Source organism: Prochlorococcus marinus XMU1406 (assembly GCF_017696055.1).
In the GTDB taxonomy this organism is placed as follows: Bacteria; Cyanobacteriota; Cyanobacteriia; order PCC-6307; family Cyanobiaceae; genus Prochlorococcus_A; species Prochlorococcus_A marinus_W.
Map to the genome: position 1 here is coordinate 357,184 of NZ_JAAORG010000003.1, position 15,354 is coordinate 372,537.

General features: G+C 34.5%; 13 protein-coding genes. 5 read left to right on the forward strand and 8 right to left on the reverse strand.

Annotation, left to right across the window (positions count from 1 at the left end; translation table 11 throughout):
- Window positions 1–154: 154 nt before the first annotated feature.
- Window positions 155–1,957: an Rne/Rng family ribonuclease gene (locus HA149_RS08360; protein ID WP_209114797.1), complete on the forward strand. Its 1,803-nt coding sequence runs from the start codon at window positions 155–157 to the stop codon at window positions 1,955–1,957.
- The gene (locus HA149_RS08365) at window positions 1,914–2,531 is read left to right on the forward strand and encodes a ribonuclease HII (protein WP_209115365.1); all 618 of its coding nucleotides are present in this window, start codon (window positions 1,914–1,916) and stop codon (window positions 2,529–2,531) included. The genes HA149_RS08360 and HA149_RS08365 overlap by 44 nt, the downstream gene beginning before the upstream one ends.
- On the opposite strand, the gene HA149_RS08370 is transcribed toward HA149_RS08365, so the two are convergent.
- A complete protein-coding gene (locus HA149_RS08370; RefSeq protein ID WP_209114799.1) occupies window positions 2,518–3,036 on the reverse strand; it encodes a DUF1997 domain-containing protein in 519 nt (172 codons plus the stop codon). The genes HA149_RS08365 and HA149_RS08370 overlap by 14 nt on opposite strands.
- Before the next feature lie 52 nt (window positions 3,037–3,088).
- On the opposite strand from HA149_RS08370, the gene pheA reads away from it, so the two are divergent.
- Window positions 3,089–3,934 (forward strand): prephenate dehydratase, encoded by an 846-nt coding sequence (gene pheA / locus HA149_RS08375; protein WP_209114801.1) that lies wholly within the window; start codon window positions 3,089–3,091, stop codon window positions 3,932–3,934.
- 1 nt (window position 3,935) lies between these two features.
- On the opposite strand, the gene HA149_RS08380 is transcribed toward pheA, so the two are convergent.
- The 7 genes from HA149_RS08380 to rpsL all read right to left on the reverse strand — a co-directional run bounded on the left by HA149_RS08380 (window position 3,936) and on the right by rpsL (window position 10,292).
- Complete coding sequence (locus tag HA149_RS08380) at window positions 3,936–4,871, reverse strand: methyltransferase domain-containing protein (RefSeq protein WP_209114803.1); 936 nt, start codon at window positions 4,869–4,871, stop codon at window positions 3,936–3,938.
- Window positions 4,872–5,528: an LON peptidase substrate-binding domain-containing protein gene (locus tag HA149_RS08385; protein ID WP_209114805.1), complete on the reverse strand. Its 657-nt coding sequence runs from the start codon at window positions 5,526–5,528 to the stop codon at window positions 4,872–4,874.
- A gap of 56 nt (window positions 5,529–5,584) precedes the next feature.
- The gene (gene rpsJ / locus HA149_RS08390) at window positions 5,585–5,905 is read right to left on the reverse strand and encodes a 30S ribosomal protein S10 (protein WP_002807536.1); all 321 of its coding nucleotides are present in this window, start codon (window positions 5,903–5,905) and stop codon (window positions 5,585–5,587) included.
- A gap of 99 nt (window positions 5,906–6,004) precedes the next feature.
- Complete coding sequence (tuf, locus tag HA149_RS08395; RefSeq protein WP_077142137.1) at window positions 6,005–7,204, reverse strand: elongation factor Tu; 1,200 nt, start codon at window positions 7,202–7,204, stop codon at window positions 6,005–6,007.
- A 45-nt stretch (window positions 7,205–7,249) separates the two neighbouring features.
- Entirely contained in the window at window positions 7,250–9,325 is a 2,076-nt protein-coding gene (fusA, locus tag HA149_RS08400; RefSeq protein WP_209114807.1) for an elongation factor G, read from the reverse strand.
- Between the two features lie 96 nt (window positions 9,326–9,421).
- The gene (gene rpsG / locus HA149_RS08405) at window positions 9,422–9,892 is read right to left on the reverse strand and encodes a 30S ribosomal protein S7 (protein WP_209114809.1); all 471 of its coding nucleotides are present in this window, start codon (window positions 9,890–9,892) and stop codon (window positions 9,422–9,424) included.
- A gap of 25 nt (window positions 9,893–9,917) precedes the next feature.
- Window positions 9,918–10,292, reverse strand: a complete 375-nt coding sequence (gene rpsL / locus HA149_RS08410) for a 30S ribosomal protein S12 (protein ID WP_025915119.1) — start codon at window positions 10,290–10,292, stop codon at window positions 9,918–9,920.
- A gap of 195 nt (window positions 10,293–10,487) precedes the next feature.
- Here rpsL and gltB point away from each other — a divergent pair, with 195 nt between their 5' ends.
- Window positions 10,488–15,062 (forward strand): glutamate synthase large subunit, encoded by a 4,575-nt coding sequence (gltB, locus tag HA149_RS08415; RefSeq protein WP_209114812.1) that lies wholly within the window; start codon window positions 10,488–10,490, stop codon window positions 15,060–15,062.
- Complete coding sequence (locus HA149_RS08420) at window positions 15,063–15,353, forward strand: YciI family protein (protein ID WP_209114814.1); 291 nt, start codon at window positions 15,063–15,065, stop codon at window positions 15,351–15,353.
- The last annotated feature ends 1 nt before the right edge of the window (window position 15,354 follow it).

Here is a 15,354-nt window from a genome sequence, read left to right on the forward strand (position 1 = left end):
AAATCGTTTAAAGCTCTATAAATAGCAGAATTCAATCACTATTAACTTTAAAAAGTAAACAATAATAGCTATAAAAAATTGCTTTATTAAAAGATAAAATCTAATTATTTAATTTAGATGATTTTCAAAATCCAAATCATTCAGAATCAAATATATGTCTCAGCAAATTATCATCGCTGAGCAGTCTCGAATTGCAGCACTACTCACAGATGATCGAGTTGATGAATTAATCGTCGCACAAGGTCAATATCAAATTGGCGATATTTTTTTAGGGACAGTTGAAAATGTTCTTCCTGGCATTGATGCCGCTTTCATAAATATTGGGGAAAGTGAGAAAAATGGATTTATCCATGTTTCAGATTTAGGTCCACTGAGACTCAAAAAAGGGACATTTGGAATAACTGAATTATTAGAACCAAAACAAAAAGTTCTCGTACAGGTAATAAAAGAACCCACAGGATCTAAAGGGCCGAGACTAAGCGGAAGTATTTCAATCCCAGGGAAATACTTAGTATTACAGCCATATGGCCAAGGAGTAAATATTTCAAGAAAAATAAATACAGAAACAGAACGAAGCCGTTTAAAAGCTCTTGGTGTTTTAATAAAACCACCTAGCACAGGCTTGTTATTTAGAACTGAAGCCGAAAAGATAAAAGAAGAACTTCTAATTGAAGATCTAGAAGATTTAATTCAACAATGGGAAAATATTCTAAAAGTTTCTGAAGCTTCTGATCCGCCAAACCTAGTAAAAAGAGATGATGATTTCTCTCTTAAGATTCTAAGAGATCATATTAAAGAATCGACTAAAAGTATAATTATCGATAGTAAATTTTCAGTTGAAAGGGCAAAAGATTTTTTAATAAATTATGAATCAGATATTGAAATTAAATTTCACGATAACAGTTTAAACCAACATATTTTCGAGAAATACGAAATTAAGAAAACAATTCAAAAAGCTCTCCAGCCAAGAGTAGATCTTCCTTCGGGGGGCTACATTATTATTGAACCTACTGAAGCTTTAACTGTAATCGATGTAAACTCTGGATCATTTACAAGATCCGCCAACTCAAGACAAACCGTTTTGTGGACCAACTGCGAAGCAGCAGTAGAAATCTCAAGACAAATGAAATTAAGAAATATTGGTGGAGTTATAGTAGTAGATTTTATTGATATGGAATCTAGAAGAGATCAATTTCAGTTACTAGAGCACTTTACCTCAGCAATAAAAGATGATTCTGCGAGGCCTCAAATAGCTCAGCTTACTGAATTAGGCTTAGTGGAGTTAACCAGAAAAAGACAGGGTCAAAATATATATGAATTATTCGGTAAAAAATGTTCTACATGCGATGGTACAGGACATGTAGAAAATATATTAAATCACGAAATTTCTAACTTAAAAATTAAAAATGTTGAAAATAAATCTAATCAATCAAACAACTTAAAATCTTTAGATATAGATACTTCCCAATCGACTGATGAACAGCAAAAATTTGAAAAAGAAATACTTAACTCCAAAGAACTAAGTAAAGAGAATTATTCTAATAAGAAAGAAAATGAAAATGATAATTTGAACCAATCAAATTCAAAAGAAAAAAATATAATCACAGTTTGTCTTACTAATGAAGAAAAAATTGTTTTCAGTCAATTAGGTATTAATCCACTTATAAAGTTAGGTAAAGAATATCTAACCAGCAATAATTTTGTACATTTAAAAGACAGTAACCAGAAAATCGAAAAAACCTTAGATAATAAAAAAACAAAAGAAAAACAAATAAAAAAAATATCAAAATCGGGAGAAGAAAAAATTCAAACTGAAGCAGATGCAAATTCTCAATATAAATTAACAAATGAAAATAATGAAGTTGTATTTAAAGATAAAAAGGACGAAATTGAACTTACACATGAGCTAAACAATTCAAGAAAAAAGAGAAGAAGATCTTCAGCAAGCATTGAATAAAGTATTCGAAGTTGGAATAGATGAAGTGGGAAGGGGGGCAATTTTTGGGCCAGTTTTTTCAGCAGTTATAGTATTAACTGAAAAAAATAAAAATATTTTAAAGCAATTTGGAGTAACAGATAGTAAAAAATTAACTCCCAAAAAAAGAAAATTACTTTTACCAAAAATTTTATTACTCTCTACAGATTATGGAATTGGGCAATCTTCGACTCGAGAAATAGATAAGTTAGGTATCAGAGTTGCGACAGAACTTTCAATGATAAGAGCTTTAAAAAAATTAAAAGAGATGCCAGCTGAATTATTAATTGATGGCCCCTTATTATTAAGGCCATGGGAAGGAATTCAGAAAAACATAGTATCTGGAGATTCAAAGTTTATCTCGATAGCTTCAGCAAGCATAATTGCTAAAGTTTCTCGCGACAATCTAATGGAGAGGTTAGAACAAAAATACTCAGGATACTTGATATTTAAAAATAAAGGTTATGGAACCAGAGAGCATTTTTCATTAATCAAAAAAAATGGAATAACTAAACTTCATAGAAAAAGTTTTTTAAAAAAAATCAAATCTTATTGAATTCAGACCAATCCAAAAAATCTTTTACTAGTTGCTGTTGAACCCTTGACTTTATACCCAAGAGAATCCCATTTAATACCGAATGACCAGTAGATTCCAAAATTTTCTTTGGTACCAGCTTCAGTAGGGGGGGTTGGCTTACAGATACCCCAAGAAGGGCCTCACCTTCTAACCCAATATCAGTTGCTTCCAAATTCGCTTTCAAAATTAGATTAAAATCATCTATCATCCCCAAGCCATCCAATTTACTTTCAAGGGCACTCATTTTTAAAATTCCATCTTTATTTTCTACCGCAATTGAGACAACAGGGTTAATATCTAATTGAAAAACCTTAAAACTTGTTACTGTATACTTATATCTACCTGCTCCTTCTGGTACTAATTTTTTGGAGTCAAGCATTGCTCCAACAACTCTTTCTTCTTCCAAAAGATATTTAGAAAGATATTCTTTATTACGTGTTACAGAAAGTTTTAGTTTCTGTTTAGCATCAAAAGACAATAACATTCTCTATATACCTCCAATGCTTATTTGATCTCTTTTTTTTTTACGATTAATCATGCGCAGACAAGTTGCATATTTAGGTCCTAAGGGAACATATGCAGAAAAAGCAGCTCATATATTATCAAAGCTTGCCAATTTTCAGACACCTATATTTGTACCATGTAATGGGTTACATTCGGTCATTAAATCAATAGCGTACAACAATTGTGATGCTGCTGTTGTCCCTATAGAAAATTCCGTAGAAGGGGGAGTTACCGCTACTCTAGATGCCCTTTGGAAATTTCCTGAAATTTTTATAAATAAAGCAATTGTTTTACCTATAAAACATGCATTAATTAGTGAAGGAGAACTTTCAAATATTTCAGAAGTATTATCTCATCCTCAAGCCTTAGCTCAATGTTCAGAATGGTTATCTGAAAATCTTCCAAATGCAATTACTCTTCCAACAAATTCAACATCAGAAGCTGTCAATATGGTTAAGGGAAGTAAATTCAGAGCTGCTATCGGTTCAAAATCATTAATTCATATCGAAGGACTTAAAGAATTAGCCTTCCCTATTAATGATGTTCCAGGTAATTGCACTAGATTTGTCTTATTGAGTAAGGAATCAAATTCTAATTTAGCTAATATTGCCAGTTTTGCTTTCTCATTAATATCAAATAAACCTGGTGCTTTGCTTAAAGCCATAAATAATATTGCAGATTTTGGATTTAATATGAGTAAGATTGAATCTAGACCTTCAAAAAGAGAATTAGGTGAATATATAATTTACATTGATTTAGAAATAAATAATCAAACTAACATTAAAAATTTTCTTGAATTAAAAAATATACTAAAGCCACTTTGCAAGAATTTTGTAGATTTTGGAAATTATATTTCTGAAAAAGTTGAACTAGATTAATTTATCCTCTACATTTATAAACACCAAACTCCATTAAACCTTTTCTAAATGCCCAATTCATTAGAAGTATTGTGGGAACTTCTCTAATCGACTTTACTAACGCAAATGGGCCAAGTGACAAAATTGAGAGGGGCTTTCGAATCCCTTCAATAATGGAGTCATACCATGAAGGGTTTGTATAAGAATTCCAATTTTCAGAAATAACTCTACCTGAACTATTTTTGTTAGTTCTCAGAATATTACCGAATTTTTTAATACTAATAAAATTAGGATGTACCCATTGTTCAAGTAATTGATTAAGAACTAACTTCTCAAAAAATGATGGGGGGTATTCTTCGAGGTCTCTTGAGTTCCAATCAGCCAATGCCAAATAACCTCCAGGTCTTAGAGTTCTCAGCATTTCATCTGCAAACCTATTTTTATCATTCATGTGTGCACCAGCCTCAACACTCCAGACCGCATCAAATGATCCATCTTCAAATGTTAAATCCAAAGCATCCATAACTTGGAAGTTGCAATTTAGACCATGAGGAGTAAGTTCTCTTGCTCGTTTAACTTGCGCCGGACTAATTGTAATGCCAGTGACATTATACCCATAATATTTTGCAAGAATCCTAGAACTTCCCCCTATTCCACAACCTACATCGAGTATTCTGGATCCCTTTGGCAATTTATCTAAACCACTCCATTTGACTAATTCATGAACAAACTGAACTTTAGCCTTTCTAAAATCAATATTTTTTTTCCCTGAGGGATAAAAACCCAAATGTATATGTTCTCCCCACAATCTCTCAAGTAATTTATCCTGTGTCCAAGCATCATATGCAGAAGCCACTGTACCTGAAGAAATATATTTTCTAGCATTAATTCTCCAGATTATGAATAGGACTAGAAAGAATAAAACTAGTAGAAAAAAAGGGGATAATAATTCAAACATTTAATTTTCTTTTGTATCAGGAAAACTTTCTTTCAAAGCTGTTCTTGCTGCAAGTTGTTTTCTTGTGTGGTCAAGCATTTCATATTCTCTTTGCAAACGGATAAAAGTATTTCTTTCTTCAAGAAGTCGTTGCTGCTCCTCTGCAACAGGACCGCCCAAATGAGCACCTATCCAAAATGATAAATCTATTGGGTTTTCAGGTAATTTATCAGGTAGATTCCTCTTAGTATTAGTCAATTTACTTGTTAAATTAATAACATCATTTAGTGCTTCTCTGACTGAATCTTTTAGAGAATCTAATTTTTGAAAGTCATCAATATTATCATCACTAATCCAACTAACCATAGCGGAACAAAATGGTGTCGAACGCATAATTTCTAAGACTTGAAATCTTTGTTGTCCGAGAGTAATAATATTACTTCTCCCATCTTCTGCAGTTTGATGTTTTATAATTTGTGCGCAACATCCCACGTTAGCCATACTTTTAGTTGCTGGATCCCATTTGATAACTCCAAACATAGAATCACTCTCAAGAACAGATTGGAGCATAATCCTATATCTCGATTCAAAAATATGCAAAGGCAATACTTCTTGAGGAAAAAGAACTACTTCTGACAAAGGAAATAAAGGTAATTCCCTTACTGAGAGTTCGCCCATTTAATCGTCATATCATTGCTTTTATATTAATCAATTTAGGGCTATTTCGGGTTTAATTAAAGTTTAACTTCTATATCTACACCACTTGGAAGATCTAGTTTCATTAAAGCATCAATAGTTTTTGCGGAAGGGCTGTAGATATCTATTATTCTTCGATGCGTTCTTGTTTCAAAATGCTCTCTAGAATCTTTATCTACATGTGGTGATCTTAGGACACAATAAATCTTCCTTTTTGTAGGTAAAGGGATTGGTCCTATTGCTGAGGCAGAAGTAGTATCAGCAGTTTGGATTATTTTATCGCAAGATAAATCCAGCATTCTTCTATCAAATGCTTTCAATCTTATTCTTATTTTTTGTTGTGCAATTGATGCGGTCATAGTTTCAAATAACTTCTAGTAAAGGGTCATTAATTAAATGACCCTTATCCATATACCTATATTAGATGATTGAGGTTAAATTTTTAAAATTCAAATATATTATTTGAGTATTTTAGAAACAACTCCAGCACCGATAGTACGTCCACCTTCACGGATTGCAAATCGCATACCTTGTTCAATCGCTACTGGACAGATTAATTCTCCAGTCATCTTGATTCTGTCTCCTGGCATAACCATTTCAACATTAGAACCATCATCAGAAGTAAACGCGGTTATTTGACCTGTAACATCAGTTGTTCTGATATAAAACTGAGGTCTATATCCTGCGAAGAAAGGAGTATGTCTTCCGCCCTCTTCTTTTTTAAGAACATAAACTTCTCCTTCGAACTGGGTATGAGGGGTAATAGATCCTTTCTTAACAAGTACCATTCCTCTCTCAATATCTTCTTTTTGGACACCACGTAAAAGTAAACCTACATTATCGCCAGCCATACCTTCATCAAGAAGTTTACGGAACATTTCAACTCCAGTAACAGTTGTTATTCTTGTGTCTCTTATTCCAACTATTTCTACTTCTTCTCCAACCTTAACTTTACCTCTCTCAATTCTTCCAGTAGCAACAGTTCCTCTACCAGTAATCGAGAAAACGTCTTCAACTGCCATCAAGAATGGTTTGTCAACTTCTCTTTCAGGCTCTGGAATGCTAGCATCAACTGCTTTCATTAATTCTTCAATCTTTGATTCCCAAGTTGAATCTCCTTCAAGAGCTTTTAAACCAGAAACTTGAACTATGGGAATATCATCTCCAGGGAAGTCATAACTATCTAATAGTTCCCTAATTTCCATTTCAACAAGTTCAATAATTTCTTCATCATCGACCATATCGCACTTATTAAGAGCAACTACAAGAGCTGGAACTCCAACCTGTTTAGCTAGAAGAATATGCTCTTTAGTTTGTGCCATTGGGCCATCTGTAGCTGCACAAACTAGAATAGCTCCGTCCATCTGGGCGGCCCCTGTAATCATGTTTTTTACATAATCAGCATGGCCTGGGCAATCGACATGAGCATAATGTCTGCCTTCAGTTTCATACTCGACGTGAGCTGTATTAATTGTAATACCACGCTCTCTTTCTTCGGGAGCACCATCAATGTCTCCATAGTCTTGAGCTTGAGCTTGACCTTTTTTGGCTAATACATTTGTAATAGCAGCAGTTAGTGTTGTTTTTCCATGATCAACATGGCCAATAGTACCTATGTTGACATGTGGTTTGTTCCTTTCGAACTTCTCGCGAGCCATTTTGAATTAAAGAATCGAGGGTTTAAGAGTGTTTTGGTTTAGAGATCAGGAGTTGCCCTGATTCTTGGAAATGATAGCTTCAGCAACATTACGAGGAACTTCCTCATAATTTGCGAACTCCATTGAAAATATACCCCGACCTTGAGTCATTGATCGGAGTTGAGTGGCATAACCGAACATTTCGGCTAAGGGCACTTTGGCCTGTACCTTAGACAATCCGTCATCAACAGACTGTCCTTCTACTTGACCTCTTCTAGAAGAGAGATCACCAATTACAGATCCAAGAAAGTCGTCAGGACTTTCGACCTCAACTTTCATCATAGGCTCTAGGAGGACAGGATTGCATTTTTTAACCCCATCTTTAAAAGCCATGGAACCTGCAATTTTGAAGGCCATTTCAGATGAGTCTACATCGTGGAATGAACCATCGACTAGTGTTACTTTTACATCAATAAGTGGATAACCGGCAAGAACACCGGATTCACAAGTTTCTTTCATCCCATTAGATGCAGGACCTATGTACTCTTTTGGTACAGCTCCGCCAACAATTTTGTTGACAAATTCGAAACCTTTACCAACCTCAGCAGGCTCCATTTCAATTATTACATGACCATATTGACCTTTACCTCCAGTCTGTCTTGCATATTTACCCTCACCTTTAGAACTTGACCTAATAGTTTCTCTGTATGAAACCTGAGGGGCTCCAATATTAGCTTCAACTTTAAATTCCCTTAACATTCTATCAACGAGGATTTCCAGGTGCAGTTCACCCATACCTGCAATAACAGTTTGATTTGTCTCAGGATCTGTACTTACTCTAAAGGTTGGATCTTCTTCAGACAAAGCAACTAAAGCTTTTGATAATTTTTCCATATCCCCTTTGGTTTTTGGCTCTACAGCCACTGAGATAACTGGTTCAGGGATAAACAATGTCTCCAAAACTATGGGATCTTCTGTGTTACAAAGAGTGTCACCTGTTGTTGTGTTCTTAAGACCTAATACAGCTCCTAAATCTCCTGCCCTCAATTCATCTACCTCCTCTCTTTCATCAGCCTTCAGAATTACTAATCTAGAAATTCTCTCTTTAGCGTCTTTTGTAGAATTCATGACATAGCTTCCCTTCGAAAGAACACCTGAATACATCCTTACAAAGGTTAATTTCCCATAAGGATCTGACATCACTTTGAAAGCTAATGCACTGAAAGGAGCATTATCATCTGAAGGCCTGACGTCTTCTTTACCACTGGGTAGAACACCTTGTATTGGTTTCACATCAACTGGAGCTGGCAAGTAATCAACGACAGCATCTAGTACAAGTTGGACACCTTTATTCTTAAAAGCTGAACCACACAGTACAGGGACTAATCCATGTTTTAAAACACCTTCCCTTATACCTTTTTTAAGTTGTTCTTCAGATAATTCTCCTGTATCGAGGAATATTTCAATTAACTCTTCATCATTTTCTGCTACGCTCTCCATCAACTTAAATCTCCACTCAGCAGCCTCTTCCTGCATCTCAGTTGGGATAGGAGCTTCTTCAATATCAGTACCAAGATCATTTTTGTAGAGATAAGCTTTATTAGCAACTAAATCAATAATGCCAGTGAGATCTCCTTCAGCTCCAATTGGTAATTGTATAGGAAATGCATTTGCCTTAAGTCGATCTTTTATCTGCTCATTAACTTTTAAGAAATCTGCTCCAGTTCTGTCCATTTTATTTACAAAAACCATTCTTGGAACAGAGTATCTATCAGCTTGACGCCAAACTGTTTCAGATTGAGGCTGAACTCCTCCAACAGCGCAAAATACAGCAATAACTCCGTCCAAAACTCTCATCGATCTTTCAACTTCAATAGTGAAGTCAACGTGTCCTGGAGTATCGATAATATTGATTCTATGATCTTGCCAACTAGTAGATATTGCAGCAGCTGTAATTGTTATTCCTCTTTCTCTTTCTTGAGCCATCCAATCAGTTACTGCAGCGCCATCATGAACCTCTCCTATTTTGTGGACCACACCTGAATAAAACAAGATTCTTTCAGTTGTTGTTGTCTTCCCTGCATCAATATGAGCGGCTATACCTATGTTCCTTACTCGTTCTAGGGGAAAGTCGCGTGCCAATTTTAAAGCTCCAAATAAAATAAATTTTGATAATTTTAGTTCACCAAAAGCAAACTCTTAATAATAATAAACTACTTGAGTACCTTTTTGACGAAATTAATATCTGTAATGTGCAAAAGCTTTATTAGCTTCAGCCATTTTGTGGGTATCTTCTCTTTTTTTAACAGAACTACCGGTTTCATTTGCAGCGTCCATTAACTCACCAGCAAGTTTTTGAGACATACTTTTGCCATTTCTCGCCCGTGAGAATGTGACAAGCCATCTTAATGCCATAGCTGTACCCCTCTCTTGGCGTACTTCCATAGGCACTTGATATGTGGCACCACCAACCCTTCTAGCTCTTACCTCAACAAGAGGCGTAGCATTTTTAACTGCTGTTTCAAATAATTCAACTGCATTCCCGCCAGTTCTCTCACTTATTAAAGAGAAAGCATCAGACAATATTTTTTGAGCTGTAGATTTTTTTCCATGTTTCATCAATCGAGAAATCATCATAGAAGCTAAACGGCTATTAAATTGAGGATCTGGGAGAACTGGTCTTTTTACTGCTGCATTACGACGTGACATGTTTTTAAAGAGTACTGTTTACAAATTAATCTTTTGGAGCTTTTGCTCCATACTTAGATCTGGATTGACGTCTATCTTTGACTCCAGCCGTATCTAAAGTTCCTCTTATTATATGATATCTAACCCCAGGTAAGTCCTTAACTCTTCCACCCCTAAGAAGTACTACAGAGTGTTCTTGTAAATTATGTCCAATTCCAGGAATATAAGCCGTTACTTCAAAACCAGAAGTTAATCTAACCCTTGCAACTTTTCTAAGAGCTGAATTAGGTTTTTTAGGTGTTGATGTATAAACTCTAGTACATACCCCTCTTCTTTCAGGGCAAGCCTTTAAAGCTGGGGATTTTGTTTTTCTTGTCAGACGTTTTCTTTCTGAACCTATTAATTGTGAGATGGTTGGCATCTATTATATTTTGAAAAAATAAACATTTAAATATCATAACCTTTTACGAGCACCAACTAAAAGTTTTTAAAGATATTTTTCTAAAAATTTGTGAAATTAAAATTCTTTGGTAAATATTCATTATCTTTAGATTTATTTTCGTATTTATTTTTATAATAGGAATACATAAATAACTTATATAGAATTAAATAATCCATGGGAGAGAGTATCAAAAGAATCGTTGGGCCATATCAAGATAGTTATTCCCCAAATGGAATAATTGGTGAAAAAGATGCGTGTGGAGTTGGTTTCATAGCAAATATTAATGGGATAGAAAGCAACTGGATCTTAAAACAATCCCTCAAAGGCCTTAATTGCATGGAGCATAGAGGAGGTTGTGGAGGGGATAGTGACTCAGGAGATGGGGCGGGCATTTTGTGTTCAATCCCATGGAATTACTTAGAAAAAGAAGTTAATTTTGAAAATAAAAAAGACTTTGATAAAGGTTTAGGTATGATTTTTATGCCTAATAAAAAAGAGAAAATTGAAGAATGTAAATCAATATGCGAGGAGGAAGCAGAAAAATTAAGAATCAACAAAACATCTTGGAGAACAGTACCTGTTAATAATGAAATCTTAGGTCCTTTAGCCAAAGCAAATGCTCCATTCATCTGTCAGTGGATTTTATTAATAGATAAAAAAAACCATCAGGATATTGAGAGAATTTTATTCCAACTAAGAAAAAGAATTGAAAAAAAAATAAGAGATAGTTTTAAAAACCATGTTGGGGATTGTGAATTTTATTTTGCCTCGCTAAGTTCTCAAACAGTTGTTTACAAAGGAATGGTGCGTTCTGAAATATTATCTGAGTTTTATCAAGATCTAAAAGAAAAGAGTTTTGAGGTCTCATTTTCTGTTTATCATCGGAGATTTAGTACCAATACACTTCCAAAATGGCCGCTAGCTCAACCCATGAGATTTTTAGGTCATAATGGTGAAATAAATACCCTCTTAGGTAATATCAATTGGGCTAAAGCTTCAGAAACACATATAGATGATTTTTGGGGAGATTTATCTAATGAACTAAAGCCGATTGTAGATGTTAATAAAAGCGATTCATCAAATCTTGATGCAACCCTTGAGATTAATATTCGCTCAGGCCAACCAATAACTGATTCATTATTAAAACTTGTTCCTGAAGCATTTAGAGATCAGCCAGAACTTACTCAAAGGGAGGATATTAAAGCATTTTATGAGTATTCAGCGAGCTCACAGGAAGCTTGGGATGGTCCTGCCCTTCTTGTATTTGCAGATGGAAATTTTGTAGGAGCAACGCTTGATAGAAACGGTCTCAGACCAGCAAGATATTCAATCACAAATGATGGTTTTGTAATAATGGGTTCAGAAACAGGAGTAGTAGAAATTGAAGAGGAAAGAGTAATAGAGAAAGGTCGATTAGGACCTGGACAAATGTTAGCGGTTGATTTTCATCAGAATAGAATCCTCCGAAATTGGGAAGTCAAATCAGAAGCAGCTCAAAGGCATGATTATAAAAATCTCCTTAGTAAGAGAACTATAAAAATTAAAAATATTGAATGGCTCAAAGACTGCAAACTAAAGGACCTTGAGTTGTTACAACAACAAACTGCGTACGGTTTTTCAGCAGAAGATAATGATCTTATATTGGATTCAATGGCTTCATTAGCTAAAGAGCCAACTTATTGCATGGGAGATGATATTCCATTAGCAGTGCTTTCTTCAAAACCACATATTTTATATGACTATTTCAAGCAAAGATTTGCGCAAGTTACAAATCCTCCTATCGACCCTCTGAGAGAAAAACTTGTAATGAGTTTAGAGATGCATATTGGAGAAAGATGTACACCATTTGAGATTAAAGATCCTAAACCTTTTGTTCATTTAAAAAGTCCAATTCTGAATGAAGAAGAAATCATTTCCATTAAAAACTCAAAAATTAAATCTCAAACAATTTCAAGTTTGTTTGATATAGAGGAAGGTATCCAAGGCTTAGAAAACCAATTGAAAGCAATTTGCGAACAGAGTGAGCTCTCTATAAAAGAAGGTTGCTCTTTAATTATCATTTCTGACAAGGGAATTAATCCTAAAAAAACTTTTATTCCTCCTTTACTTGCTGTTGGGGCAGTTCATCATTATCTTTTAAAAAAAGAAATAAGGCTAAAAGCTTCTCTAATTATTGAAACTGGTCAATGTTGGAGCACTCATCACTTGGCTTGTTTGATTGGTTATGGCGCGAGTGCAGTTTGCCCTTGGTTGACTTTCGAAGCGGGAAGGCACTGGTTAAAACATCCAAAAACACAAAAACTCATTGATAGCAAAAAAATAAATCCATTATCAATAATTGATGTTCAAGAAAATATTAAAAAAGCTCTAGAAGACGGTCTAAGAAAAATTCTTTCGAAAATTGGTATCTCACTTTTATCTAGTTACCATGGCGCACAAATTTTTGAAGCTGTAGGCCTTGGATCTGACTTAATAAAAATTGCTTTTGATGGTACAACAAGCCGTATCGCTGGCATAACCTTAAAAGAATTAACTAATGAAACACTTTCGATACATACGAAGGCCTATCCAGAGATCGATTTAAAAAAATTAGAATTTTTAGGATTTGTACAATATAGAAATAATGGAGAATATCACTCAAATAATCCTGAGATGTCCAAAGTTTTACATTCAGCTGTAAAACAAGGACCAGGATACGATCATTTTGAAACTTACAAAAAACTCATTAGTAATAGACCCACTACATCTCTAAGAGATTTACTAACAATTAATTCAAAAAGAAAAAGCATTCCATTAGAGGAAGTTGAAAGTGTTGAATCAATTTGTAAAAGGTTCTGTACTGGAGGTATGAGTTTGGGTGCTTTATCAAGAGAAGCACATGAAGTATTAGCAGTTGCGATGAATAGAATCGGTGGGAAAAGTAATAGCGGAGAGGGGGGAGAAGATCCAGCTCGTTTTAATGTTTTAAATGATATCGATGAAAATACCCAATCTGCGACGTTGCCATTTATTAAAGGTCTAGAAAATGGAGACACCGCATGCTCAGCTATTAAACAAATAGCATCAGGTAGATTTGGAGTTACACCTGAATATCTAAGAAGTGGGAAACAACTCGAAATTAAAATGGCTCAAGGTGCAAAACCTGGAGAAGGGGGACAATTGCCTGGTCCCAAAGTTGATTCCTACATCGCAAAACTAAGAAATAGTAAACCTGGAGTAGCTCTAATATCTCCTCCTCCGCATCATGATATTTATTCAATTGAAGATTTAGCTCAACTTATCCATGACTTACACCAAGTTCATCCAAAAGCGAAAGTGAGCGTTAAACTTGTTTCTGAAATTGGTATAGGCACTATTGCGGCTGGAGTAAGCAAAGCTAATGCAGATGTAATTCAAATTTCAGGCCATGACGGAGGTACAGGTGCTTCACCCTTAAGTTCTATTAAACATGCAGGTTTACCATGGGAACTAGGTGTTGCTGAGGTTCATAAATCTCTATTAGAAAATAACTTACGAGAACGAGTCATTTTAAGAACTGATGGAGGTCTGAAAACAGGCTGGGATGTGGTTATTGCAGCTTTACTAGGCGCTCAAGAATACGGTTTCGGTTCTGTAGCGATGATTGCTGAAGGATGCATAATGGCTCGGGTTTGTCATACAAACAAGTGTCCTGTTGGAGTTGCAACTCAAAAAGAAGAATTAAGAAAAAGATTTAAAGGTATTCCAGAAAATGTTGTCAATTTTTTCTTGTATATTGCTGAAGAAGTAAGACAGATAATGAGTAGTATTGGTGTTTCTAATTTGGAAGAACTGATTGGTAATCAAGAATTTCTTTCTGCAAGAAATATCGGTCTTCCAAAAACTTCTAATATCGATCTTTCTTCTTTAGTAAATAATGAACACTCAACCACTGACAGATCATGGTTAAAACATTCAAAAAATGCCCATAGTAATGGTTCTGTACTAGAAGACAAGTTTTTGTCTGATACTGAATTTATAGATTCAATTAAAAATCACGAAAAATTAACAAAAGAAATTGAGATAAAAAATACAGATAGAAGTGTTTGTGCGAAAATATCAGGCGAAATTGCAGAACTTCATGGAAACACAGGCTTCAATGGCGAACTCAACTTAAATTTCAAAGGGTATGCAGGACAAAGCTTTGGTGCCTTTTTATTGAAGGGAATGAATGTTCAATTAATCGGAGAAGCTAATGATTATGTCTGTAAAGGAATGAATGGAGGAATTCTCACAATAATTCCACCAAAAATAGATAAAATCTCCTCTGAACAAGTCATACTGGGAAATACTTGCCTTTACGGAGCTACAGGTGGGAAATTATTTGCATTAGGAAAATCGGGAGAAAGATTTGCAGTAAGAAATAGTGGTGCAATAGCAGTAACAGAAGGAGCAGGTGATCATTGTTGTGAATACATGACTGGCGGGAAAGTAGTGATTCTAGGTTCCACTGGAAGGAATATTGGTGCTGGCATGACTGGTGGAATAGCTTTTATAATCGATGAGAATAATGATTTAAGTAATAAAGTTAATAAAGAAATAGTTAGCATTCATAAAATAACTTCATCAAAGCAGGAAGATATTTTATTGGAAATTATTAGAGAATATCGAGCAAAAACAAATAGCTTAAAGGCTGCCGAAATAATTAAAAATTGGTCTAATTTTAAAAGTAATTTCAAATTAATTGTTCCTCCAAGCGAAGAAGAGATGCTTGGCATAAAGAAAATGTAAATGCCTTTCTTTGTAAAGACTGAAATTATAAAAAAAGAATATTTAATTAACAATGATTTAAAACGAAAAATAATTAAAGAACATATTGATTGGATAAAAAAATTAAAAAAAGAGGGAATTAATATAAAAAGTGGTTTTTTAGTAGATGAATTAAATAGGCCAGGTGACGGAGGATTACTCATTCTTGAAATGAATAATTATAAAAATGCACTAAAAATAATTAAGAATGATCCAATGATTAAGAATAATCTTGTTGAATGGAAATTAAATGAGTGGGTAGATTCGAACTAAA